The 25,869-nt window shown below is 61.2% G+C and carries 17 protein-coding genes; 16 read left to right on the plus strand and 1 reads right to left on the minus strand.

Features of this window, described 5'->3' with window-relative positions:
• Positions 1-57 precede the first annotated feature (57 nt).
• The 15 genes from ACYVGU_RS10745 to ACYVGU_RS10815 all read left to right on the plus strand — a co-directional run bounded on the left by ACYVGU_RS10745 (position 58) and on the right by ACYVGU_RS10815 (position 23,026).
• A complete protein-coding gene (locus tag ACYVGU_RS10745) occupies positions 58-1,218 on the plus strand; it encodes a glycoside hydrolase family 76 protein (RefSeq protein ID WP_460622076.1) in 1,161 nt (386 codons plus the stop codon).
• 224 nt (positions 1,219-1,442) lie between these two features.
• Positions 1,443-2,861, plus strand: a complete 1,419-nt coding sequence (locus tag ACYVGU_RS10750; protein WP_460622077.1) for a glycoside hydrolase family 125 protein — start codon at positions 1,443-1,445, stop codon at positions 2,859-2,861.
• A 147-nt stretch (positions 2,862-3,008) separates the two neighbouring features.
• Positions 3,009-4,220: a glycoside hydrolase family 76 protein gene (locus ACYVGU_RS10755; RefSeq protein ID WP_460622078.1), complete on the plus strand. Its 1,212-nt coding sequence runs from the start codon at positions 3,009-3,011 to the stop codon at positions 4,218-4,220.
• Positions 4,221-4,296: 76 nt separating this feature from the next.
• Positions 4,297-5,553 (plus strand): L-fucose:H+ symporter permease, encoded by a 1,257-nt coding sequence (gene fucP / locus ACYVGU_RS10760; protein WP_460622079.1) that lies wholly within the window; start codon positions 4,297-4,299, stop codon positions 5,551-5,553.
• 106 nt (positions 5,554-5,659) lie between these two features.
• On the plus strand, positions 5,660-6,529 hold the full coding sequence (locus ACYVGU_RS10765) for an N-acetylglucosamine kinase (RefSeq protein WP_460622080.1): 870 nt from the start codon (positions 5,660-5,662) through the stop codon (positions 6,527-6,529).
• Between the two features lie 22 nt (positions 6,530-6,551).
• Positions 6,552-9,065, plus strand: coding sequence for a glutaminase family protein (locus ACYVGU_RS10770; RefSeq protein ID WP_460622081.1), 2,514 nt, complete (start codon positions 6,552-6,554; stop codon positions 9,063-9,065).
• 74 nt (positions 9,066-9,139) lie between these two features.
• Entirely contained in the window at positions 9,140-9,646 is a 507-nt protein-coding gene (locus ACYVGU_RS10775) for a cupin domain-containing protein (RefSeq protein ID WP_460622082.1), read from the plus strand.
• A gap of 391 nt (positions 9,647-10,037) precedes the next feature.
• Positions 10,038-11,816 carry a class I mannose-6-phosphate isomerase gene (locus ACYVGU_RS10780; protein ID WP_460622083.1) on the plus strand — a complete coding sequence of 593 codons (1,779 nt, stop codon included), beginning with the start codon at positions 10,038-10,040 and terminating at the stop codon, positions 11,814-11,816.
• Between the two features lie 45 nt (positions 11,817-11,861).
• On the plus strand, positions 11,862-12,662 hold the full coding sequence (locus ACYVGU_RS10785) for a DeoR/GlpR family DNA-binding transcription regulator (protein WP_460622084.1): 801 nt from the start codon (positions 11,862-11,864) through the stop codon (positions 12,660-12,662).
• 134 nt (positions 12,663-12,796) lie between these two features.
• On the plus strand, positions 12,797-14,197 hold the full coding sequence (locus ACYVGU_RS10790; protein WP_460622085.1) for an MFS transporter: 1,401 nt from the start codon (positions 12,797-12,799) through the stop codon (positions 14,195-14,197).
• 302 nt (positions 14,198-14,499) lie between these two features.
• The gene (locus tag ACYVGU_RS10795) at positions 14,500-15,657 is read left to right on the plus strand and encodes a glycoside hydrolase family 76 protein (RefSeq protein ID WP_460622086.1); all 1,158 of its coding nucleotides are present in this window, start codon (positions 14,500-14,502) and stop codon (positions 15,655-15,657) included.
• Positions 15,658-15,676: 19 nt separating this feature from the next.
• The gene (locus ACYVGU_RS10800) at positions 15,677-18,106 is read left to right on the plus strand and encodes a GH92 family glycosyl hydrolase (protein WP_460622087.1); all 2,430 of its coding nucleotides are present in this window, start codon (positions 15,677-15,679) and stop codon (positions 18,104-18,106) included.
• A gap of 24 nt (positions 18,107-18,130) precedes the next feature.
• Positions 18,131-19,348, plus strand: coding sequence for a glycoside hydrolase family 76 protein (locus ACYVGU_RS10805; protein ID WP_460622088.1), 1,218 nt, complete (start codon positions 18,131-18,133; stop codon positions 19,346-19,348).
• Between the two features lie 88 nt (positions 19,349-19,436).
• A complete protein-coding gene (locus ACYVGU_RS10810; protein WP_460622089.1) occupies positions 19,437-22,076 on the plus strand; it encodes a GDSL-type esterase/lipase family protein in 2,640 nt (879 codons plus the stop codon).
• 635 nt (positions 22,077-22,711) lie between these two features.
• On the plus strand, positions 22,712-23,026 hold the full coding sequence (locus ACYVGU_RS10815) for a cyclic-phosphate processing receiver domain-containing protein (RefSeq protein WP_460622090.1): 315 nt from the start codon (positions 22,712-22,714) through the stop codon (positions 23,024-23,026).
• A gap of 1,041 nt (positions 23,027-24,067) precedes the next feature.
• On the opposite strand, the gene ACYVGU_RS10820 is transcribed toward ACYVGU_RS10815, so the two are convergent.
• On the minus strand, positions 24,068-24,565 hold the full coding sequence (locus ACYVGU_RS10820; RefSeq protein WP_460622091.1) for a hypothetical protein: 498 nt from the start codon (positions 24,563-24,565) through the stop codon (positions 24,068-24,070).
• Between the two features lie 221 nt (positions 24,566-24,786).
• Between ACYVGU_RS10820 and ACYVGU_RS10825 the strand changes: the two genes are divergently transcribed.
• Positions 24,787-25,797, plus strand: coding sequence for a GntR family transcriptional regulator (locus ACYVGU_RS10825; RefSeq protein WP_460622092.1), 1,011 nt, complete (start codon positions 24,787-24,789; stop codon positions 25,795-25,797).
• The last annotated feature ends 72 nt before the right edge of the window (positions 25,798-25,869 follow it).

The following is a 25,869-nucleotide window of genomic DNA, read 5'->3' on the forward strand; positions in this document are numbered from 1 at the left end:
TGCTTGGCCGTCAAACAATGTACTACTGGCCGTTTTCGGCTCCCTTTAGTTTCCAATATGAATAACCACACCGCTTCGCGCTGCGCGGGGGCTCTGCTGAGCCTGCTGCTGCTGTGCTCCTGCAAGGAGCCCGTGGACGATCTGATCACCAAGCCGCCGACCCCGCCCGTGGTGGTGGCGCCCGCTAACTGGGCGGCCCGCGCCGACTCCGCGCAAGCAGCCCTGCGCCAGGGATTCTTCACGGCCGGTCAGTACTACGCGAAAAACAACGCCGGCGACACCGGTTTCAACTACTGGTGGCAGGCCCACGGCCTGGATGTGCTGATGGATGGCTACCAGCGCACGAAGAATGCCGACTACCTAACCCAGGCCCAGCAACTCCAGGTGGGCGCCAAAGCCAAAAACGGCAACACTTACCTCAACGAGTTTTACGACGACATGGAGTGGCAGGCGCTGGCTTGTTTGCGGGCCTTCGAGCTGACCCGCGACCCGGCGTTCAAAGCCACGGCGCTGGAGCTCTGGACCGACATCAAAACCGGCTGGAACGAGCAGCAGGGGGGCGGCATTGCCTGGAAGAAAACGCAGCGCGACTACAAGAACACGCCCGCGAATGCTCCGGCCGCTATCCTGGCCGCCCGCCTCTACCTGCTCGACAAAAACCCCGATGATCTGGCCTGGGCCGAAAAGATCTACCAGTGGCAGAAAGCCAAGCTGGTGGATCCGAGCACCGGCCTGGTGTGGGACGGCCTCAACCGTCTGGGCGACGGGCAGATTGACAAAAACTGGCGTTTCACCTACTGCCAGGGGGTGTACATTGGGGCGGGTTTGGCCCTATACCAGGCCACCAACCGGCCGGAATACCTGGCCGATGCCACGCGCACGGCCAACTTCGTGCTCGGGGACGCGGATATGGCGCCCGGGGGCATTCTTAAAAACGAGAATGCCGGCGACGGCGGTCTGTTTAAGGGCATCCTGGTGCGCTACCTGGCTTTGCTGGCCGTGGAGCCCGGCGTGAGTGCGACCAACCGCGCCAGCTACCTCAACTTCCTGAAGTTTAATGGCGAAACCGCCTGGAAACGAGGTGCCCGCCGCCCCCCGGGGTTGTTTAACACCAACTGGACCAGCCAGCCCCAGGGTCCGGTGGAAAGCTCTACCCAAATGAGTGGGGTAATGCTGCTGGAAGTGCTGGCCGATTTACAGGCTCGTAAGCTGCTGTAAGCCGGCAGCAAGGCAAGGACCGACGGGCCTAGGCCTACCGGTAGGGAGCGGACAGGGTGGGACTAGTCCGTTTATGGTGCCCCGGATTAGGGGCCGGGGCACCATTTCCTAACCCGCCAGTTTCCTGGGGCGCTAGCTTTCCCAAAGCTGCCCTACCCCCACCTCCCTTACGCGCCCCCGCGGCCCCACCCGCGTCGGTGCTTTACTTCTCTCTGATCTACCGCATGAATCGTCGCACGTTTATCCACCACTCAGCCTTTTTGGGCGCGACTCTTTTCGCTACGGGGGCGGAGGCCTTCGCCCCGCCGTCTTTTAAAACGGTGCGCCCCGCCCGGGCCACCCGCCGCTTCAGCTCCGCCTCCGTAGAAAAGGCCATTACGGAGTTCAAGAAAAAGGTAAAAGACCCGGAGCTGGGCTGGCTGTTCGAGAACTGCTTTCCGAATACGCTCGACACCACCGTTACCTACTCCGAGGCCGGCGGCCAGCCCGACACCTACGTGATTACCGGCGACATCGACGCCATGTGGCTGCGCGACTCCTCGGCCCAGGTGTGGCCGTACTTGCCCTTCTGCAAGCAGGATGCGCCGCTGCGCAAGCTGGTGGCCGGCGTGATCCGGCGCCAGGCCCGCTGCATTAACAAGGACCCGTACGCCAACGCGTTTTACGGCGACGACACGAAAACCGGGGAGTGGAAAGACGACCTGACCGATATGAAGCCGGGCCTGCACGAGCGCAAATGGGAGATTGACTCGCTCTGCTACCCCATTCGGCTGGCTCATGGCTACTGGAGGGCTACCGGCGACACCTCGCCCTTTGATGCTACCTGGGTGCAGGCCCTGCAAGCCACGCTGCGCACGCTGCGGGAGCAGCAGCGCAAGACCGGCCCCGGCCCCTACCACTTCCAGCGCACTACCGCCTTTGCCACGGATGGTGTGCCCCTGAATGGCTACGGCTACCCCGTGAAGCCCGTGGGGTTGATTTGCTCCAGCTTCCGGCCTAGCGACGACGCCACGGTATTCTCGTTTCTGATTCCAAGCAACTTCTTTGCCGTTACGAGCCTGCGGCAGGCCGCCGAAATGCTGGCGGCCCTGCAGCCGCAGCAGCGCGAAATGGCCGCCGACATGCAGGCCTTGGCCACCGAGGTGGAGGGCGCACTGAAAGCTCACGCCACCGTGGAGCACCCCACCTACGGCCGCATCTACGCCTTTGAGGTCAATGGAATGGGTTCGGTCAACCTCATGGATGACGCGAACGTGCCCAGCTTGCTATCCCTACCCTACCTGGGCGGCGTACCCCTTACGGACCCGGTGTACCAGAACACGCGCAAGTTTTTGCTTTCGCTCGACAACCCATTTTTCTTTAAGGGTTCCGCCGCCGAGGGCATTGGGGGCCCCCACGCCGGGTTAAACATGATCTGGCCCCTAGGCATCACGATTCGGGGACTGACCAGCCAGAATCCCGAAGAAATCCGCGAGTGCGTGCAGACCCTGCGCCGCAGCCACGCCGGCACCGGCTACATGCACGAGGCCTTCCACAAAGACGATTTCAGCAAGTTCAGCCGCCCCTGGTTTGCCTGGGCCAACACGCTGTTCGGCGAGTTTCTGTGGAAGACCTACCAGGAAACTCCGCAGCTGCTGGCCTAGGCCGCTGACATCTGGCTCTTAATGTATTAGCACCTGGCTAAGCCAGGCCACGCAAGTATTGCCTTTAGTGGTGTGGGCTTCCTGTGTCCATACCGCAGCAGCCTTCGAGGCTAAGAATTTAACATGCCCTCTTTAACTACCCTAGCTATGAACCAGACTTACCACGCGTGTCCTTCCTTCTTTACCCGTACTACTCCGGGCTGGCTAACCCGACCAGTAGGCCGGCTGGTGGTGCCGGCCTTGCTGCTGAGCTTGCTAAGCGGCTGCCAGAAAGAGGCCATGCCGAAAAATTCCGCTGCACTGCCCACCGCGCAGGTTAGCAGCCTGGCAGTGGCTAGTAAAAGCGAGGCCCTGCTCGCCCTGACCAGCTACGACAACAAGTACTACAACCAGTACGGTACCTACGGGCCTTCCTACAAGGCCAACTACTGGTTTGACCTGGCGAAAACCAAGCGGATGGATTTCTGGACCCAGGCTGAAGCCATCGAAACGGTTATCGACGCCTACAACGTGAATCCGTCCGTTGACTACAAAAACAAAATCCAGTACCTCTACCACGGCATGCGCGACGCCTACGGCCTGACCTGGAGCAATAACGAGTTTAACGACGACGTCATCTGGGGCTCCTTGATGTGCCTGCGCGCCTACGAAATCTGGAACGACGGCGGCATGCTGACCATGGCCCGGCAAAACTTTGACCTGGTGTGGGCCCGGGGCTGGGACACGACTCTGGGCGGCGGCCTGTGGTGGAAAACGGATAAGCTATCCAAAAACACCTGCGTCAATGCCCCGGCCGTGATTTGCGCCATGCGGCTCTACAAGGCTACCGGCGATGTCAACTACCGCAATAAGGCCAAGATGATTATGGACTGGCTGGTGCCCCGGTTTTACGTGGCCTCCACCGGGGAAGTAAAGGGCGCCATGAATACGTCCGGCCAGATTTACGAGGGCGCCCTGCTCTACACCCAGGGTACGTTTATCGGGGCAGCCAATGAGCTGCGCCCCTACTACCCTACCACCGACTACCTGGGAATGGGGCTGAAAGCCTTGGACTACGCCCGCAACACCCTGTCTAAAACTCCGGGGGGCATTCTGCAGGATGAAGACGGCACCCTGGATACCCAGGGCGGCAAGTCCATCTTCGCCCGGTGGGCCTGCATGTTTGTCAAGGACACGGGTACGGCCGCCAACTATGGCCCCTGGCTGGATGCCAATGCCGCCCAGGCCTGGTCCATCCGCAACTCCAACGGCATCATGTGGAATCTGTGGGGCACCCGGACCTCAGACACTGAAAACCTCAACTCCTGGCGCACGAACGGGGGCGTTTCAATGATGCTCAACCTGTACCGCTTCCGCTAGGGGAGCGGCGGCCTCAAACCCTCTGCTGAGCTAGCCTCAGGTACCTTCTTTCCACGTTTCGCTTCATTTGATTGGCATGCCAGCTACTGCTCCTACCGTCTCCGCGCCCCGCGCTGCCTTTACCGAGCGGCGTTATCTGCTCACGTTTGTATTTGTAACCTCCCTGTTTCTGCTCTGGGGAGTGGCCATTACCATGGGCGACGTGCTCAACCGTCACTTTCAGAGCGTGCTGCACGTGAGCAAGGCCGATTCCGGGCTGGTGCAGTTTTCCATTTTCGGGGCGTATGCGCTGATGGGGATTCCGGCGGGGCTGTTTATGCAGCGGTTTGGGTACAAGAACGGGGTGCTGCTGGGGCTGGCGTTGTACGCGGCCGGGGCCTTTCTCTTTATTCCGGCGGCCAATGCGGGCTCCTTTCTGTTTTTCCGGGGAGCGCTCTTTGTTTTGGCCTGCGGCCTGGCAACCCTGGAAACGGTGGCGCACCCCTTTATTGCGGCCCTCGGCGACCAGCGCAGCAGCGACCAGCGCATCAACTTTGCCCAGTCGTTTAACGGCCTGGGCGCGGTGATCGGGCCGGTACTTGGCGGCTATTTTATTTTGCGGGCCGGCCAGGCCAGCACCACGGAAGGGCTGCAAGCCGTGAAAATGCTTTACCTGGTTATCGGGGCCGTTATTCTGGCGGTGGCCGTGGGCTTTGCCCTCGTTCGAGTACCCGCCTTGTCCACGGATCCGCACGCCGAAGTAGCTTCCGCAGAACAGCCGGAGAAAGCCGCCGACACTCCTTCCCTCTTTAGCCGGCGCCACTTTCGCTGGGCCGTGGCGGCGCAGTTTTTCAACGCGGCGGCGCAGGGGGGAACGTGGGCCTTCTTTATCAACTACGGCGTGGAGAAAATGAGTTTTAGCGCCGAGCGGGCCGCCTACTTCTTTGCCTTCAGCATGGTGCTGATGATGGTGGGCCGCTTTATTGGCACCGCCCTGATGCGCGTGATTGCTCCGGCCCGGCTGCTGGCCCTGGCGGCGGCGGCCAACATCGTCCTCTGCCTGATTATCGCCCAGGGCTGGGGCCTAGTCTCCTTCGGGGCCCTGCTGCTGCTCAACTTCTTTTTCAGCATCATGTTCCCCACCATTTTCAGCCTCGGGCTGAAGGATCTGGGGCCGCGCACCCAGCAGGGTTCCTCTTTCATCATTACGGGGGTAGTGGGGGCCGCCGTGTTCCCGTATCTGATGGGCCAGGTGGCCAACTACAACATTGCCGCGGCTTACTACCTGCCCATCATCTGCTACGTCGTGATTCTGCTCTTCGGCGCCAAGTATTACCGGGTGCAGCCGCGCTAACCCCGCTTCCCGCGGGCGCGGCCGCCTACGCGTGGGCTAGGGTGCCTTTACAGCGCAACCAGCCTTGAATTACCTGTCCTAATCCTTTCCTGTTGATGTAACGCGTATGCTTCTCATTGCTGATGGCGGCTCTACGAAAGCCAGCTGGTGCCTGGTGGATGCCGAGCAAACCCGCCACTATTTTACTACCGAGGGCTACAACCCCGAGTTTATTGATACACCGGGGATCATTGCCTCCCTGCTACGCAGCCTGCCCGATACACTGGCCCGGGAGCAGGTAACGGAGCTGCATTTCTACGGGGCCAGCATTTCTTCGCCCGCCAAAGTGGCTATTGTGGCCGATGCCCTGGGCTCCGTTTTTCCGCAGGCCACCCTGTGGGTGGAGCACGATCTGCTGGCCGCGGCCCGGGCCCTGCTGGGCCACGGGGCCGGCTTTGCCGCTATCCTGGGCACCGGCACCAACTCCTGCCTCTATGACGGGAACCAGATTACGGCTAACGTGGACTCGCTGGGCTATTTTCTGGGCGACGAGGGCAGCGGGGCCTACCTAGGCCGCCGGCTGCTGCGCGACCTGTTGCGCCAGCGGATGCCCGAGCCGCTCCGGTCGGCCTTTACCGCCACCTACGGCCTGGGCCGCGAGCAGATCCTGGACCACCTCTACCACCAGCCCCTGCCCAACCGCTTCCTGGCCTCGTTCGCCAGGTTTGCCTTTGACCACCGCCACGCCGACTACTGCCGCGAGATTGTGGTGGAGGCCTTCGAGGACTTTTTCGACCACATTGTGGCGGGCTATCCTGACTTCCAGCGGTATCCCCTGAACTGCGTGGGCTCGGTGGGCTACAACTTCCGCGACCTCCTGGCTCAGGTGGCCTCCACCCGCGGCATGCCGGTAGGCCGGATTATCCGCTCGCCCATTGATGATTTAGTGAGCTACCACCTGACGCCCGTTCCGGCCACGGCTGAGCCGGCGCGCTAGCCTAACCTTTTCCTGCCGCTTCATGAAGTTACTACCTATCCTGTTTTCCCTGAGTTTGGGGTGGTTAAGCCTGGGGACGGGCTGGGCCCAGACCCTGCGCCCCCCGGCCTACCCCCTCCTTACCCACGACCCCTATTTTAGCCTCTGGTCGTTTCAGGATACGCTCAGCGCGGGCCCCACCCGGCACTGGACCGGGGAAGCCCAGCCGCTGGAAGGCGTAGTGCGCGTGGATGGCCGCTCCTACCAGCTCCTGGGGCAGACCGCCGCGCCGCTGCAGGCCATCATTCCCATTGCGGCGGAAGCGCCGTACTCGGCCCGCTACACGTTTCAGGCCCCGGCCGCCGGCTGGGAGAGGCCAGAATTCGGCCCGTCAACTGCCTGGCAGACGGGTCCGGCTCCCTTCACCAACAACAGCACTCAGGCCGGCACCCAGTGGATAAGCCGCGACGTGTGGGTGCGCCGGAGCCTGAAGCTCAGCGGACCTCTGCCCGCTGGTAAGCTCGTGCTGCTACTGCTGCACGACGACGACGCGGAAGTGTATCTCAACGGCGTGCTCCTGCTCAAGAAAGATGGGGCTAACGGCAGCTATGAGCGATTTGAGCTGCCCGCTGCTGCCCGCTCAACTTTTCGTACCGGCGACAACGTGCTGGCTATGCACTGCGCCAACCCCCAGGGCGGGGCTCACCTCGATGCCGGAATTTACGCCGAGGAGGCGGCGCCGGCACCCCTGCCCCGGGCCCGGCAGACGGATGTTGCGCTCAGCGCCACCCAAACCACCTATTCCTTTGCGGCTGGTCCGGTTAAGCTGACGGCCCAGTTTCTCTCGCCCTTGCTGCTGGACAAGCTGGAAACCCTGGCGCGGCCCGTCAGCTACGTTACCTTCCGGGCCGAGAGCACCGACGGCCAACCGCATAGCGTGCAGGTGCTGCTGACCGCCAGCGGCGCGCTAGCCACCAATACCCCCTATCAGCGCGTGCTTACCAGCGCCGGTCAGGCGGGCCGGCTCGGGTGGCGGGCCGTGGGCACTACCACGCAGAACGTGCTCGGCCAGGCTGGTGACAACGTGCGCATCGACTGGGGGCAGGCGTACCTGGCGGTGCCCGGCTCGGAGGCCCAGGTGGGAGCCGGAACGCCCCAGGCGCTTACGTCGGCTTTCACCAAAACCGGAGCCCTGCCCGCGGCCAAGTCCAGTACTTCCACCTCTGAGGCGGCGGCGCAGCGGACGGCCTTGGCGGCGGTGCTGGACCTGGGAGCCGTGCGCCAGCCCACGGAGCGGCACCTGCTGCTGGGCTACGACGCGCCGTACGCCGTGCAGTATTTCGGCCAGAACCTGCGCCCCTGGTGGCGCCGCGACCCGGCCATGACCATGCCCAAGGCCCTGCAGGCCGCCGAAGCCGAGTATACCCGCGTGCGAGAGCAGTGCGCGGCCTTCGATAAAAAGCTGTACGCCGATGCCCAGGCTGCCGGGGGCCGGGAGTACGCCGACCTGTGTCAGCTGGCCTATCGCCAGGCCGTGGCGGCGCATTCCATTGTTGTCAGCCCCAAGGGCGAGTTGCTGTTTCTGTCCAAGGAAAACTTTTCGGGGGGCTTTATCGGCACCGTGGACGTGACCTATCCCTCCGCCCCGCTGTTTTTGCTCTACAACAACGAGCTGGCCAAGGGACTGCTGCGCTTTATTTTCGACTACAGCGAATCCGGGAAGTGGCAGAAGGATTTTCCCGCGCATGACCTCGGCGTGTACCCGCTGGCCAACGGCCAAAAGTACGGGGAGGACATGCCGGTAGAGGAAGCCGGCAACATGCTGATTCTCACGGCCGCGGTGGTGAAGCGGGATGGCAAAGCTGATTTTGCCCGCGCCCACTGGTCCACGCTCACCAAGTGGGTGGAGTTCCTGAAGCGAGACGGCTTCGACCCTGCCAACCAGCTGTGCACCGATGATTTCGCCGGCCACCTGGCCCGCAACGCCAACCTTTCGGTAAAGGCCATCATGGGCATAGCCTGCTACGGCTACCTGGCGCGGCAGCTGGGGGACGAGGCTACGGCCACGACCTACACCACCCTGGCCCGCGACTACGCCCGCCGCTGGATGCAGACGGCCCAGGATGGCAATCACTACGCCCTGACGTTTGACAAAGCGCCCGGCTCCTGGAGCCAGAAGTACAACTTGGTGTGGGACAAGCTGCTGGACTTAAACATCTTCCCGGCGGAGGTCGCCCAAAAAGAGCTTGCCTATTACCTCACGCGCCAGCAGCGCTACGGCCTGCCCCTGGACAGCCGCAAGACTTACACCAAGTCAGACTGGATTATCTGGACGGCGACGCTGGCCGAGCGCGACGCCGATTTTCAAGCCCTGGTGCATCCGATCTGGCTGTACGCCCATGAGACCCCTAGCCGCGTGCCGCTCGGCGACTGGCACGAAACCACCGACGCCCGGCAAGTAGGCTTTCAGGCCCGCTCCGTGGTGGGGGGCTACTTCATTAAAATGCTGCAGCAGCAATTCACTACCCCGCCTCAACCCAAGCAGGCTTCCAAATAAATGCCGGCCACCAGGGCCGGCTTGAGCAGCTACCCCCTTTCCGTGCCCTCACCCCCTAACGTTTTTGCTTTCCTATGATTTCAAGTGATTCTTCCAAGCAAGCTGTATTTGAGCAGGTGGCCACTGAGCTGCAGCAACAAGGCTTTCAGATAGACCAGCAGGACCAGACGCGGCCCTGGGGCGGGTTTTTCGTTATTGCCGAACATCAGGCCCAGCTTTTTGCCGACCGGTATTTCAATGGGCTCCCCGTGGAGGAGTTGCGCATTGCCGGTAAGCTCAGCCCCAAAGTGCTGGTAGTGGCCCCGCAGGCCCGCCTGTCGTGGCAGTACCACCACCGCCGGGCGGAAATCTGGCAGGTGGTGCAGGGCCCGGTGGGGGTAGCCACCAGCGACACTGACGCCCAAGGGGAAGTGAAAACCTATGAAGTGGGAAAGCAAATCGTACTGCGCCAGGGCGAGCGGCACCGGCTGGTGGGCCTGAACGAGTGGGGCATTGTGGCCGAAATCTGGCAGCACACCGACCCGGTCCGGGCTTCCGATGAAGAGGACATTGTGCGAGTAGAAGACGATTTCGGCCGGTAGAAATCGTCGCGACAGCTACCCAAAGGCTTGATGCAGAGCACATAAACTCTCGTTCCTAGGTCCCATGCTACATCAAGCCACTACTCAATTTTACGCTATCCGCTATAGAACAGAAACCTAGCAACAAGAACGATAAACGTTGATATACTCTATAAAGCGCAATAAAAATGTTCATTTGTATATCAAATGAACATTTTTATTGCGCATATTTGTATCAGCTAGGTATTCAGCCATACCTCGCATGCTGCAAACCTGGCTGTACAATGCTGATAGAGGCATCCTGGTGGTAAAAGCATAACCCGAAGACAAGGGTATGGCCTTGTCCCTTAGTGACTACTTAGTAGCAGACCTAGCCTCATAAACGCATTTTATCCCATCAGCAACTGCCTATATGCGACACGCCAACTATGACAAGTTTCCCTTCGTGCCGGTTGCGCCGGAGGCTGATGCTTGCCACCTGGGGTGGGCCGCCATTGCCGACGCAGTTCGCGCGGCCCTTACCGACCGGCCGCCGGCCGCCGGTCAACCCATCGTGCTGGCAATAGAGTGTTATCCGGGAATTGATTTGGCACAGCTGCAAGGCGAGTTGGTACCCGCCTTGGCGGCAGCCCAGTGCCTCGTAGCTGACTCGCTGTATTATTCACCCGCTGAAATCGACCAGCTGGTAGCGGGTCCGCTTACCGATGACCCCGTCTTTGGCCGGCTTAACGGGCTGACCGTAGCTGATTTTTTCAACCCCGAATTATTGCGCCCAGCCCAGCAAACCCTGGCGGCGGCACCGGCGGGGCAGGTAACTGTGATTATCGGCACCGGCGCCACGCTCGTCTGCCCTACTCCCTCCCTCATCCTCTATGCTGACCTCGCGCGCTGGGAAATTCAGGGGCGGCAGCGGCGCGGCGACCTGGCCAATTTGGGTAGCCAGAACTTCAGCGAAAAAGCCAGCCTGAAGTACAAGCGCGCGTTTTTTGTGGATTGGCGCGCGGCCGACCGGCTCAAAAAGCAGATGCTGCCCCAAGCCGACTTTTTGCTTGATACCAACGACCCCAGCGCGCCCAAGCTCATCAGCGGCGCAGATCTGCGGGCGGGGCTGGCGGCGGCCGTACGCAGGCCGTTTCGGGTGGTTCCCTTCTTCGACCCCGGGCCCTGGGGCGGGCAGTGGATGCGAGAAGTATGTGACCTGCCCGCTAGCCCGCCCAACTACGCCTGGTGCTTTGACTGCGTGCCGGAAGAAAACAGCCTGCTGCTGGGCTTCGGCAGCGCGCGGGTGGAAATACCGAGCCTAAACCTCGTGTTTTCGCACCCCCGGGAGCTGCTCGGCGACGCCGTGCACGGGCGCTTTGGCACGGAGTTTCCCATCCGGTTCGACTTTCTGGACACCATGGGCGGGGGCAACCTTTCCCTGCAGGTGCACCCGCTCACGGAGTACGCCCAGGACAAATTTGGCCTGGCTTACACCCAGGACGAAAGCTATTACCTGCTGGCCGCCGAGCCGGAGGCGGTGGTGTACCTGGGCCTGAAAGAGGGGGTGGAGCTGCCCGCGATGCTAGCCGATCTGCAGCGGGCGCAGGACGACCCCGCTACCCCCTTTCCGGCTAACGAGTACGTCAATGCCTTTCCGGCCCGGGCCCACGACCACTTCCTGATTCCGGCGGGCACAATCCACTGCTCCGGGGCGGGCAGCATGGTGCTGGAAATCTCGGCTACGCCCTACATTTTCACCTTCAAGCTCTGGGACTGGAACCGCCTGGGCCTCGACGGGTTGCCGCGCCCCATCCACTTGGCGCACGGGGCGGCCAACATCCAGCCGGAGCGCACCACCTCCTGGGTAACCCAGCACCTCATCAACCAAGTTACGCCCGTGACCAGCGGCCCCGGCTGGCGGGAGGAGCGCACCGGCCTGCACGAGCGGGAGTTTATTGAAACGCGCCGCCACTGGTTTACCGAGCTGGTGCCCCACCACACCCAGGGCGGCGTGCAGGTGCTGAACTTGGTGCAGGGCACCGAGGCCGTGGTGGAAAGCCCCACAGGAGCCTTCGAGCCCTTTGTGGTGCACTACGCCGAAACCTTTATTGTGCCCGCCGCGGTGGGGCCCTACACTATCCGCCCGCACGGCGCGGCCGTGGGCACGGAGTGCGCCACCCTGAAGGCTTTCGTGCGCACGCAGGCCTAGCAGTACCTTTATCGGTGGCTTCCACTTCACTTAGCACCCGCCCCCATGACTGATCTACTCCCCCCCGACAACGCGGCAACCCTTCGCGCCCACACCATCCTGGAGAAACTCCTGCACGCCGGAAGCGTGAGCGTGGATGAGTTGGCCACCCAGTTTAGCGTCACGGCCGCCACGGTGCGGCGCGACCTCATAGAGCTGGAACAGCGCGGACGGCTACGCCGCACCCACGGCGGGGCCGTGCCCGTGGAACCCCTGCTCTACGAGCCCTTCCGCTACGATTCCAGCTTTCACGAGCAGATAGACCGTCACCTGGCCGAAAAGCGCCGCATCGGCCTGGCCGCCGCCGCCCTCATTCAGCCCGGGGAAACCATTTCGCTGACCGCGGGCACCACCACCACGCAGGTCACGCGCAGCTTGCGGCCGGGGGCCAACGTGACCGTCGTCACCAACACGGTGAACGTGGCCATGGAGCTCAGCCATCGTCAGGATGTGCGCGTGTTTGTAACGGGCGGGCTGCTCACTGGCGGCTGGTTTTCGCTGGTAGGCCCGGCCGCGGCCCAGGCCCTGAGCCAGTTTTTTGTGGACAAGGTGTTTATCGGCGTCAACGGCCTGGATGCCCAGCGGGGATTGACTTCCCTGCATCCTGAGGAGGCCGCCGTGATTCAGGTGATGCTGCGCCAGGCCAAGCGGCGCATCGTGGTAGCCGACCACAGCAAGCTGGGGGTGGTGGCCACTTCGCTTATCTGCCCGGCCACGGAGGTGCACCAGCTCATCACCGACACGGGCGCTACGGAGGCGCAGCTGGCTCCTTTCCGCCAGCTCGGCCTGGACGTGGTGGTGGTGTAGGGCATCTGATTCTGAACTTCTTGTAGCCCCCGATTGCCCCAGGCAGAAGGGGCCGATAAACCAACCAACAGGGGGCTTCGCCTCGAGCTTTCTGCAAGTACCGTCGCCTTTCCCACTTTAAACCCGCCCCCGCCATGACTTTCTTCCGTGCCCCTGGTCCGCTGTTTCGCGAATCCGCCGGCTCGCCGGCCGCCGCTACGGTGTCTGCCCCGGCCGGCAACCCGAGTTACGTGTACCTGATTGCCACGGTGGCGGCGCTGGGAGGACTGCTGTTTGGTTTTGATACGGCCATTATCAACGGGGCCCTGATCTTCCTTAAGCAAGACTTTAATCTCACGGACGCCGAAACCGAGTGGGCGGCCAGCAGCATTTTGTTTGGGGCCGTGATTGGAGCGGCCCTGGCCGGCGGGCTGACCGACCGCTACGGCCGGCGGCGTCTGCTGTTTGCGGCGGCGGCCCTGTTTACGCTCTCGGCCCTGGCGGCCGCCGTGCCGCGCACGCTCACGGAGTTTGTGCTGGCCCGGCTGGCCGGGGGCCTGGCCATTGGCCTGGCCTCGCTCCTGGTGCCGCTCTACATCGCTGAAATTGCCCCCGCTCGTATTCGCGGCCGCCTGGTAACGCTAAATCAGCTCGCCATTGTAACGGGCATTCTGCTGGCGTACGTGGCCAGCTACTACCTGGCGGGCCAGGGGCTGGACTCCTGGCGCTGGATGTTTGCCTCGGCCGCCCTACCCTCCCTGCTGTTTATGCTGGCCCTGCTGCTGGTGCCGGAAAGCCCGCGCTGGCAGTTAGGCCGGGGGCAAGAGACCGAAGCCTTCCACACCCTTACTCTCCTCAACGGCCCCCTGGCGGCGGCCACTGAGGCCCGGGAAATACAGAGTGCCCTGGAAGCGGAGCGCGGGGAGGAAGCCAGCCTGCGTCAGCCGCGCCTGCGCCGGCCCTTACGGATTGCGGTGGTACTGGCGGTCTTACAGCAGATAACGGGCATCAACACCATTCTCTACTACGGGTCCATCATCTTTACCGAGCACAGCGGGCAGAGCGCGTCGTCCGCTATTGGGGCCAATGCCCTGATTGGGGGCATAAACTTCGCCGGCACGGTGGTGGCCTTGTTTGTAATTGATAGGATAGGCCGCAAACCCCTGCTGCTGCTGGCTTCGGGCGGGATGGCCCTGTCCTTGGCCGCGCTGGTGGTGGCCCTGCAGCTGCAGGCCCCCGGCCCCTGGCTGCTGGCCCTGATTATGCTGTACGTGGCCTGCTTTGCCGTGGGGCTGGGCCCGGGCGTGTGGGTGGTCATCACCGAGATATTTCCCAATGCCGTGCGGGGCCGGGCCGCTTCCCTGGCCACGGTGGCTTTGTGGGTGGCGTGCACGCTTATCTCGTTTACGTTTCTGTCGCTGGTGAAGGCAGCCGGTTTGGCGGGGGCCTTTGGGCTCTACTCCTTTTTATCGGCCCTCACCTTCGTGTTTGTGTGGCGGTTAGTGCCCGAAACCAAAGAGCGCACCCTGGAGGAGATTGAGCGAGCCTGGCAGTAGCCGCCCCCGCTAACCAAGCAGGTTTACTACCCTTACTCCGGACGCAAAGCCTCAGGGGTAGCTTTTGCATGCTCCAAGCAGGAACAGGCTCCGTTACGGTTTGCCCAGAAGCGAGGCCTAGGGAGATAAATTATTACCCCTGACTGTCAATCAATTACAACCTACTGGGAAAAGAAGAACTGAATAAGGCAAGTACAATTTTGCCGATCAGCCATGGTAAAGATGATACCCTAGCCGATGGCCTAGCCCATTAGCTGACAGTCGGCTACGCCACTTCCTCCTGGTTCTAACTTCAAGCTGCTATGTTCTCCGTTCTCATTTCCCGGATTGCCGCCTCGGCCTTGCTGAGCAGCGTGCTGCTTTCCGCCTGCCAGGAGCCTAGTGACGACGCGATAATACCTCCCAAGCCGACCCCACCCGTGGTAGCGGTAGCCAACTGGGCAGCTCGGGCCGACTCGGCGCAGGCCGCCCTGCAGCAGTTCTACTGGGCCCCGACGGGCCAATACTACTGGCAGAACAACCTGGGCAAGCCCGACTTCAACTACTGGTGGCAGGCCCACGGCCTGGATATTCTGCTGGACGGCTACCAGCGCACCCAGCGAAGCGACTTTCTGACCCGCATCAAGGAGCTGCAGCAGGGCACCAAGGCCAAGAACGGCAACACCTGGCTCAACAACTGGTACGACGACATGGCCTGGCACGCCGTAGCCAACCTGCGTGCCTTCCAGCTCACGCGCGACCCGGCCTACAAGGAAATTGCCTTGCTGCTCTGGGAAGATATCAAGACCGGCTGGAACGAGCAGCAGGGGGGCGGCATTGCCTGGAAGAAAGATCAGCTGGACTATAAAACCACGCCCTCCACGGCTCCCTCCATTATTCTGGCCGCCCGCCTCTACCTGCTCGACCAGAATCCCGACGATTTAGCCTGGGCGCGCAAAATGTACGAGTGGCAGAAGAAGACGCTGGTGGAAGCCAATGGCATGGTCTGGGACGGCATCAACGACGAAGGCACCAACAACAAGAAGTATCATTTCAGCTACTCCCAGGGCGTATTCATCGGGGCCGGCCTGGAGCTGTACCGCGCCACCGGGCAGACCAGCTACCTCGACGACGCCAACCGCACGGCCAGCTACGTGCTCAACGACAGCCAGCTTTCCCCGGGCGGGGTGGTTGGCAACGAGGGCGGGGGCGACGGCGGACTGTTCAAGGGCATTCTGGTGCGCTACCTCAGCTTACTTGCCACCGAGCCCGCGGTAAGTGCCGCTACCCGCGCCAGCTACGTCGCCTTTCTGAAGTTTAACGGCGAGAGCCTGTATCGGCGGGGGACCAACCGCTCCCAGTACCTGTTCAACACGAGCTGGACTAGCCCGCCCGGCCCGACCGTGGACGGCTCCACCCAGATGAGTGGCGTGATGATGCTGGAGGTACTGGCCGACTTACAGGCCCGCAAGCTTTTGTAATCAATCCATAGACAGACCTATGACCCCAACCTTCACGGCGAGCCTGGTCGCGCTGGCGGCGCTGCTAGCCGGCACTCCTGGGCAAGCCCAGGGCCAGCGGCAAGCCGCGCCCACCAAAACCGCCGCGGCAGCCCCGGCCGCCGATGTGCTCCGCTACGTTAATCCCAACATTGGCACGGCCCACAGCCGCTGGTTTTTCTATACGCCCGCGGCGGTGCCCTACGGCATGGCCAAGCTGGCGCCTTCAACCAACGGGCACTACGGCAACCCCTCGGGCTGGGAGGCCGTGGGCTACGACACCCGCCAGAATTCCATTGAGGGCTTTGTGCATTTTCACGAGTGGCAGGTGGGGGGCGTGAGCTTTATGCCCACCACCGGGGAGCTGCGGGTAAAGCCCGGCGACCTCGACGGGTCCACCAAGGGCTACCGCTCCCGCTTCGAGCGCCAAAACCAGGTGGCCGAGGCCGGCTACTACAAGGTGCTGCTGGACGACTACCGCATCACGGCCGAGCTCACGGCTACCAAGCGGGTTGGGTTTCACCGCTACACCTTTCCCCAGAGTGAGCAGGCCCATATTCTGCTTGACATCGGCAACAAGCAGGGCGAGAGCAGCGACGTGACGGACGCCAGCGTCCGGATGGTGGACGCCACCCACTTCGAGGGTTTCGTGAGCACCTATCCCAAGTACGTGCAGAACTACGACCCCACCGGCAAGGTCAACATGTACTTCGCGGGGGAAATCAGCCGCGCCCCGGTCGGTGTCAGCGCCTTCACGGCCGCCGGCGTGCAGGCGGACTCCCGCACGGCCCAGGGCAAGGGCGCGGGCCTGGTACTAAACTATAAGACTGCCGCGGGCGAAAAGATTGAGCTCAAGGTCGGCCTATCCTACACCTCTACAGCCAATGCCCGCGCCAACCTGCAGGCCGAGGCGGCCACTCTTACCTTCGACAAGGCCCGGGCCCAGGCCCAGGCCACCTGGCGCCGGGAGCTAAGCAAACTAACCGTAGAAAGCCCCGATGAAGCCAGCAAAACCAAGTTCTATACCGGTCTGTTTCACGCCTTGCTCGGCCGCGGCATTGCCAGCGACGTAAGCGGCGCCTACCCCCGCCACGGCGGCAACGTGGGCCAGCTGCCCACCCCCGCCCCCGGCCAGCCCCGCGCGGAATTCATCAACACCGACGCCATCTGGGGCGGGTACTGGAACCTGACCCAGCTTTGGGCCTTGTCCTACCCCGAGTGGTACGGCAACTTCGTGAACACCCAGCTCCAAGTCTATAAGGACAAGGGCTGGTTTGGCGACGGGCTGGCCAACAGCGAGTACGTGTCCGGGGTCGGTACCAACTTCGTGGGTTTGGCCGTGGCCGCGGCCTACCAGACCGGCATCCGCAACTACGACGTGAATTTGGCCTACGAGGCGGTGCGCGCCAATGAGCTGGGCTGGCGCAACCGCGCCTTTGGTTCCGGCAAAATGGACACCAAGGCGTTTGTGGAGCGGGGCTACGTGCCCTTCCGCGACGAGTACAAGCAATACCAGGGCGAGTGGTTTAAAACCGACTCCACCGCCGCTTACTTTGCTAATTCCCACACCCTGGAATACAGCTTCAGTGCCTTTGCCGCCGCCCAAATGGCCAAAGCGCTGAATAAACCCGCCGACTACGCCCAACTGCTCAAGCTTTCCAACGGCTGGAAGCTGATTTACAACCCCCAGACCAAGCTTATGCAGCCCAAGCTGGCGGACGGCTCCTTTGCCCCCAAGTTTGACCCCTACGAGCCCTGGCGCGGCTTTCAGGAGGGCAACGCCGTGCAGTACACGTTTTTTGTGCCGCAAAACCCCGCGGGGTTGGTGGCGGCGCTGGGCCGGGACCGGTTCAACAGCCGCCTGGACAGCATCTTCACCGTCTCCGAGAAAAACGGGTTCGGGGGGGGCAAGGAAATCGACGCTTTTGCCGGCATTAAGTCGATTTACAACCACGGCAACCAGCCCAACCTGCACATCAGCTGGCTGTTCAACTTCTCGGGCCAGCCCTGGCTGACGCAGAAGTGGACCCGGCGGATTTGTGATGAGTTCTACGGCACCGAGCCCATTCACGGCTACGGCTACGGCCAGGACGAAGACCAGGGCCAGCTTGGCTCCTGGTACGTTATCACGGCGCTGGGTTTGTTTGACGTGAAAGGCTTTACTGATGCCCGGCCCATTGTGCAGCTGAGCAGCCCCATCTTCCGGCGCGCTACCATCTCCTTGGGCAACCGCAAGCAGCTGGTGATTGAAGCGCCCGCGGCGTCCAAAACCAACTGCTACATCCAGTCGGCCCAGTTTAACGGCAAGCCCCTGGCCAACTGCTGGCTGTACCGCGACGAGTTGATGCAGGGCGGTAAGCTGGTGTATGTGATGGGCAGCCAGCCCAATAAAGCCTGGGGCACGCAGGTGCCGCCACCCTCGGCCCAGTAAGCGCTTCCCGTTTCTTTTCCCGCCATGCCCTTCCACCCGCGTCATTTCCGGCTAGCCGTGCTAAGCTGCCTTTTGCTGTTGCCTGGCCTCTGGTCCCGGGCCTCGGGGCAGGACCGGGCCGCGGAGTACCGGCGACGCGCCGAAACCATGTATGCCCTCATCTGGCAGCACTACCAGGCGCCCGCCTACCCGGGGCTGTTTACGGAAACCTATCCCGCCCGGCCAGCTGATACGCTCACCTACCTGCAGGGCGGGGGCGCCCCGCAGAAAGCGGTAAGCTACCTGTGGCCCTTTTCGGGCGTGTTTTCAGCCACCAACGCCCTAGGTAGTACTCCTCAGGGCAAGCGCAAATACCGGCCCTATCTGGCTACGCTGGTCAAGGGCGTGGAGCAGTACCGTGACACCTTGCGCACGCCGGCGGGCTACCAGGCCTATCCGGTGCAGCTGGAGAAATCGGACCGCTATTACGATGACAATGGCCTGGTAGCTATTGACTACATGGAGGCCTACTTCAACACCCGGAACCCGACCTACCTGCGCCGGGCCCAGGGCGTGTTTACATTTATTGCCAGCGGCTGGAACGAGGACGCGGGCGGGGGCGTGCCGTGGCTGGAGGGCCACAACGACCAGAAACCGGCCTGCACCAACGGCATGGCGACGCTGGCGGCCCTGAAAATCTACCAGGGCAGCGCCGACCGGTACTACCTCGACTGGGGCCGCAAACTCTACGGCTGGATGTACCAAAACCTGCGGGACTCCACCGGGGTGTACTGCAACGATAAAAAGCTTGACGGCACGCTCAACCGCACGTTCTGGACCTACAACTCGGGCTCCATGCTGGAAGCAGGCGTCCTGCTTTATCAGCTCACGGGGGAACAGCACTACCTCACGGAGGCGCAGGAGCTGGCCCGGGCGGCCTATCGTCACTTCAGCCGGGCACCCCACCCCGCGCCACTGGCCCTGCACATTGACTTGCCCTGGTTTGTGACCGTGCTGTTCCGCGGCTACGAGGCGCTGTACCGGCAGGATGGAAACTACCAGTACGTGGGCGCGATTGAGCAGGACCTGAACTACGCCTGGGAGCACGCCCGTGACTCCCAGGGGCTGCTTACTGCCAGCTGGACCGGCAACCCCGCCGAGCTAAGCAAGCCCAAACGACTGCTGGATGAAGGATGCGTTGCCGAGCTGTACGCCCGGCTAAGTGTGCTGCAGCAGCACAAGAAAAAACTATCATCCAGATAACGCTACCCCCCCGGCTTAGCTCCGGCTCGTAGCCCGCTGCCATAGCTGAACTGTCGCTACCCCAGCCCGCTTATCTCTATCCCATCCTATGAAAAAATCCTTACTCTTTCTGGCCCTGAGCACCCTCCCACTAGGGACTACCCAAGCCCAAACCGGGCGCTCCCTCCTGGTCGATTTCGGCCCGAACGACCGCACCAATGGCGTGATCACCGCCAGCCCCGATGCCAATGGCAACCACTGGAACAACGTGCTCAACCAGACTGGTGTGACGGACACCTTCCGGCTGGTGGACAAGGCCAACGCCGCGACGGGCATCAAGGTGAAGGTGGGAGCTAACTTCCGGACCAACGGCATTCTGAACGGCGGCCTGCTTTCGCCCAGCCCGGAGCTGCTGGGCCAGTACGCCGTGGCCACGGCTACTCAGGACTATTTTTACGTGGAAGGCACGGGGGCCAGCGCCGTGGCCACCCTGACCATGAACGGCTTCGACCGGGGCAAGCGCTACGTCTTTCACGTGTTCGGCAGTCGCCAGACCGCGGCCGAAACCCGGGTGTCGCGCTATAAATTCACCGGCGCCAACGAAAGCAGCATCACCCAGACTACCTCCGGAGCCAATGTCGGCGCCAACTCCTATCCGGGCAACAACAACACCATCACCACCTCCGACACCCTGATGGCGGATGGCAAGGGGGTTATTGTGCTCGAGCTGAGCAAGACGACGGGCTCGTTTGGCTACCTTAACCTGATGCGCATTGACGAAGTGCCCGGCCGGGGAGCGCCACTCAACACGGCCTTTCAGAACCTGGGCTTTGAGCAAGGCAACTTCACCAGTTGGATGATGACGCCCGTTAACGCGGCAACCATCAGCACCACTACCCCACATACGGGCACCTACGCCGCCCAACTCTCCGGCGGCCCGCTGCAGCTATCCCAGCAGGTTTCCTACGTCAATATCATCGGGACCCTGGCCCACCAGCTCAGCGGCTATTTCTACGCCCCGGCGGCCCTGCAGAGTGGGCAGAGCGCCCACCTGGAACTGCGCTACCTCAGCAGCACCAACGCCCTGCTGGGCACCTTCCGCTCCGACTCCCTAACGGCCAGCTCACCCCCGGGCACCTGGCTGAAAGTGGAGGCTACGGCCACCATTCCGGCCGGCACGGCCTTCGTGCAGGCCGCCGCGGTGTGGCGCAACCCCGCCGGCCCGGCCGGCAGCGTACTGTTCGATGACCTGATGCTGGCGCCCTACCAGCCGCCGCTGGTCCTGAACCCGCTGAAGCTGGTGTATATGGGCTCGTCAGTGCCCACGGGCACGGGCGCTACCAACAACAACGGTTACACCTCTATCTACTCCAGCCTGCTCGCGCAGCGCGCGGCGGCCGGGACGGGCCAGCCCTGGGTAACTGCCAACATCAGTGTGCCGGGCAACAATACGCTGAACGTGCTGGACCGCTACGAGCGTGACTTGCTGCCCCAGCAGGCCAAGTACGTGGTGTTTGCGCTGGCCCTCGGCAACGAAGGCATTTTGGGCGGCGGCCAGCCTATCTTCGACCAGTTCCGCACCAACATGACAGCCCTTATCCGGCGGGCTAGGGCCGATGGCATGGTGCCGGTAGTTACCAACACGTACACCCGCAACGACTATACGGCCACCGAGTACGCCTTCGTCAAGCACATAAACCTGCTGATTCACGGCTGGAACGTGCCTAGCGTAAACCTGCTCGGGGCCGTTGATGATGTAAGCGGGCTGGGGCACTGGGCCCCGGGCTACTGGTCGGATGCCCTCCACCCCAACGACCGCGGCCACCAGGAACTGGCCTACACGCTGGTGCCCTCCTTGTTCGATGCCCTGAAAGCGGGCAAGCCCCTGCCGAGCCGCCGCCCTACTGCCACCAACAAAGGAATAACCCTGGCCAAAACTACCGGACAGCCCACCACGCTGCTGCGGTTGGAGCCGGAGGAAGCAGTGCACCCATTCACGCAGGCCATCCGCTTTAAAACCAGTAGCCCGGGGCGGCTGATCGAAATCCGCGACAGCGCCGGCATAGCGGCCGGCACCATCAGCATCGCCAGCAATGGCAAGCTGCTTTACACCTCCGCCAAGGGCCGCAGCATCGCGGGCACCGTTAAGGTCGACAACAACCGCTGGCACAAGCTGGTGCTGACCCACTTCTACGCCCGCGGCCGGACCCACCTGTACGTGGATAGCGTGTTGGAAGGCAGCGCCGCCGAGCGCTTGCGCCCGACCCGCTTCGAGCTGGGCGGCGGTGCCGCCCCCGCCCGGGTACAGCTGCGGGACTGGCTCTTCTACCGGGCGGGCATGAACCAGGACGAGGTCCGGGCCATGGCCGCCGACTCGCTGCTCAAGTCCAGCCTGGAGTTGTACGCTCCGCTGGATGGCGGCACGGCAACCGATTCCCTGCAAAACTTGGCCCAAAGCCTGAACACGCTGGTTAAAGCCTCCGGACCGGTAGCCCTGAATGCTCGCTCCAACACCCAGACCGCCCAGGTAATCCTGTACCCCAACCCTACCACCGGGCTCGTGCGCCTGGCAGCACCTTGGAACCTGGAGAATGTGGAGGTTCAGCTCTTTAACGTACTGGGCACGCGGGTGCTGGCTACCCGTCTGGTGCGGGGCATTATCCAGGTAGGCCAGCTGCCGTCCGGAGTCTATTTCCTGCAGTTACCCTCAGCGGAGGGCATACTTACCAAACGCCTGGTTGTGCAGTAACTCCTGTTAGGGTCTGAGGGGGGCGTTAGGCGGACCTTTCGTGCACAAATCGCAGCAGGCAGACTCGGTCAGCATACGGCTTAACGCACAGGCGGCTCTAGCGCCAGCGGTGCAATGCGACAGGGGTAGCACCAGATACGGGGATAAAAGGGTTGCCCTCCGGGCAGTATGTTTGTGTTTATTTAGCGGGTGTCTTGCTGGCAGCTCCGCTGATGAAAGCGGCTACTTGGGCCGGCTGCGAGAGCATGGGTACGTGGCTGGCCGGCATAGGACTGCACCTACCGCTTGGCATTGAACTTTTCACGCGGTGGTTTATGACAGCTGGGTATCCTTCCTACCATATTGGGCTGGTGGGGCCACTACTATTTGCTTGCCTGGCATGGCTCGCTACCTTCAGTGGCGTGCTCTACCTCCAGTCCCTACGAGCCGTCAGCACGAGCCTGCCGCTTCTACTCGCCCTCGTACGCCTTAGCACCGTAGCAGCGGCGGTAGCAGGCTGTTATAAGCATCGAAGGCCAAGGCCTTAGCATGAATTGGAAGGAAAAACGATTAGGCTTTTTAGAACTGGCTTATCAGTCCTTATGAACACTTAGGTTCACCATGAGAGCATTTAACATCTTACCCTTGCTACTTGTATGACTGCTTTCTACAAGCTCTACCTCGACGACCTGCGCACGCCTCGGAGCAGTGGCTGGATCGTGGTGCGCAGCTACGACGAGTTTGTGGCTACTATTGAGCAGCTGGGAGCACCCGAGGAGATATCCTTTGACCATGACCTGGGGTGGGACGAGGCACCCAACTGCGAGCGGAAAAACGGTTACGACTGTGCGAAGTGGCTGGTAGAGCAGCAGCTGCTGGTACCCCGCATCAACGTGCATTCGGCCAATCCGGTAGGGGCGGCCAATATTCGGGCCCTGCTGGAGAATTATGCGCGGTTCCGCAATAGCTGACTACCAGTAGCCAGTAACTGCACCGCGGAGTAGAAGGCAGCCAGGCCCAGCACCAGAAGGTAAAGCGCTTCTATGGGCTGGTGAAGGAGTTCAACCCGCCGCTGGAGCAGGAGGCCCAGCGCCTAGTGGCCCAGCAGGGCGTGCGTCAGGCCGGGCAGCAGCATAGCCGCACTGGTGGGGTCAGCAAGTAAAGCCCTACCTTGTTTGGACCATCCTTTCTTTGCTGACTTATTCCACATACCCCCCTTATCCAATGGCTTTTATTTCCATCGAAGACCCGCAAAACCCCCAAAACCAACACATCATTAATCTTGACAATGTGGTGAGCATCAAGCGAGAAGTACACCAACAGACGCGTGATGGGTACGAGCATGTCGTGGTCATCGCACACACCTACTCAGGGGCAACAACAGTTACTTACCCTGACGAGGCAAGTGCAAAGAGGGCCTTTTCAGACATGATTAAGTACTTGGGAGTGGTAAATTAAGCGTAGAGCTTACCGTAAGCGCGCACTCTTTGGGTTCCCCCTGTGTCAGCCCCGGCCCTTCACGGTTGGGGCTTTTTTTGTGTTCTTGCCGGACCGGTTCATAAGGGGCATGGCTGGGGGCATTTCTTAAACGGCCTCCCGCGCACTGCGATGGCTTGGAAGGGGCTGGGGTATGCGAGGCCGAGAGCGGAGCAAAACGGTTGATGAACCATTTTTCCTGAAATCAAACCTAGCCATTAACGCTGCCTTTGCTAAACTACTCTTAGCGGCCCGAAGCCAGGTGCCTCACCAGATGCTGCAGTGCTCAGGGAGTTTACGAAACGCGCCGAGGGGATGGGTTTCGTAAACGCGACCGTAGTAGCCCGATCCCCCGCCAAAGTACCACGTGGCTGAGTGCCGTTCAGCAAGACCAAAACCGCACTGATTCCGAGGCGGCGCTTATAACATACATTACGTTATGGGACTAAAACCAGAGGTCTATTACCTAATAAGCGAAGCGGTAAATACGAATCATGCAAACGTAGGTGTCTACTCCTCGTCCCTCGCAGAGCCGGCTAGTTACGTTTTGGCGGAGGGGGTGGAGCGGCCAAACGGAGGAATGGATAGAAATCAAAGTAGGAGACATGCTTGTCAATACGGGTCACTTTCTGGTCTTCTATCTTCACCCGCCAACACCGAAAAGGTGGAGACCAGATTTTGCCCGAATTCGCCGCTTGAGTTTCCCGGATAACATGCCGGTAGGTGGTATCCCCTCCAGAAGTGACGGCCTCTAGCCCGGTAAAGACGAAAACGATTTTTTGGTCTACCCGCCAGGTGGTCAGCGGCAATGGCTTCACCTCGCCATTCGAGTTGTACTCGCTCATTAAGTACAGTGACAGATCGCCCGCCAGAGAATCTTGCTGAAGGTAGGCCACGTAAAACTTCGGCCCATCTGGTAGCGTGTCGGCGGCCAGAAACTGCTGCACCACGTGGTACACCTCCTTCGAGGGAGTAGAAAAGCTAGGAGCGGGCTGGGTTGGCGTGTGCTTCGTCTCGCAAGAAAGTACGACCATGCTGCTCAGTACAATAGCGAAAGAAGATCGTCTAAACATAGTTTGAAGTGCCTGATAAGTGGAATTAGGTTAACTAGAGCGGGAGTACTTTCTTAGTAGTAAAAGAGCAAACGGAATACGTATCCCTGCTAGCTGGTCGTCTTATGTCACGCTTTTCTTCTCCAATACAGGCATTAGATAGCGCCCAGTCAGTTGTTACACTAGAACTCTGAGTAGCTTGCATGTACAAAATCCGACTCCAGCCACAAGACAAGACTCCTAAATACAAGCAGTTAGTCCAAGCCGTCATTCTGGATATTGAGCAAGGCGTCCTAAAAAGCGGCGAGCAACTACCCTCCATCAGCGAAGTATCCATGGGTCTCGACGTAGCTCGCGATACCGTGGAAAAGGCCTACCGTGAACTGCGCGAACGTGGGTTCATCACTTCAGTGCAGGGGAAAGGGTACTACGCGCAACCTAATGGCCCGCAGAAAATTAAAATACTGTTGATTTTCAACAAGTTAAGCTCCTATAAGAAAGCCATATATTATGCCTTCCTTGAGGCCGTAGGGGATGCTGCGGCCGTGGATCTGCAAATCCATCATTACGATGCGCAGGTATTTCAGGAAATCATTGACCAGAACTTGGGCAAGTACCAGTACTACGTCGTGATGCCGCATTTTGCCTTAGGCACCAGCCAAGAGGCTTACTACAGTGTGCTTCATAAAATACCGGCACAACAACTGGTTCTGCTCGACAAAGATTTGCCCGACCTGCCGCACAAGTGCCTGCGCGTCTTTCAGGACTTCAACGAAGACATTTTTCAAGCCTTGGAGAAGCTACGTGAGAAGCTGGCCAACTACTCCCAACTGGTGCTCTTGCTGCCCTCGGACGCCAACCAGCCCGAAGAGTTATCATGGGGCTTTCGCCGGTATTGTGAGCTTCACCACCTAGAGTTTTCTATTATTGACAGCGCCACTCAGGAGGAGCCGGTAAAGGGTCGGGCCTATGTAGTCATCCGGGAAACGGACTTGGTGGAACTAGTGAAAAAAACTCGCCTGACTGGTCTGCAGCTGGGCCATGATGTTGGAATTCTCTCCTTCAATGACACCTCGCTTAAAGAGCTATTAGGCATAACGGTGATATCCACTGACTTTGCTGCTATGGGCCGCACGGCAGCTACCTTGCTGCTTCAGCAGCAAATAACCACGGTAAGTAACCCTTTCTATACCATCCAACGCGGCTCGCTGTAAGGTTTACGAGTGGGCGGATGCGGCCATGAACACCTTCAGCTATTTTTCGCCGTGCAGGTAGGTTCAGGTCAC

This window comes from Hymenobacter tenuis (genome assembly GCF_054780495.1).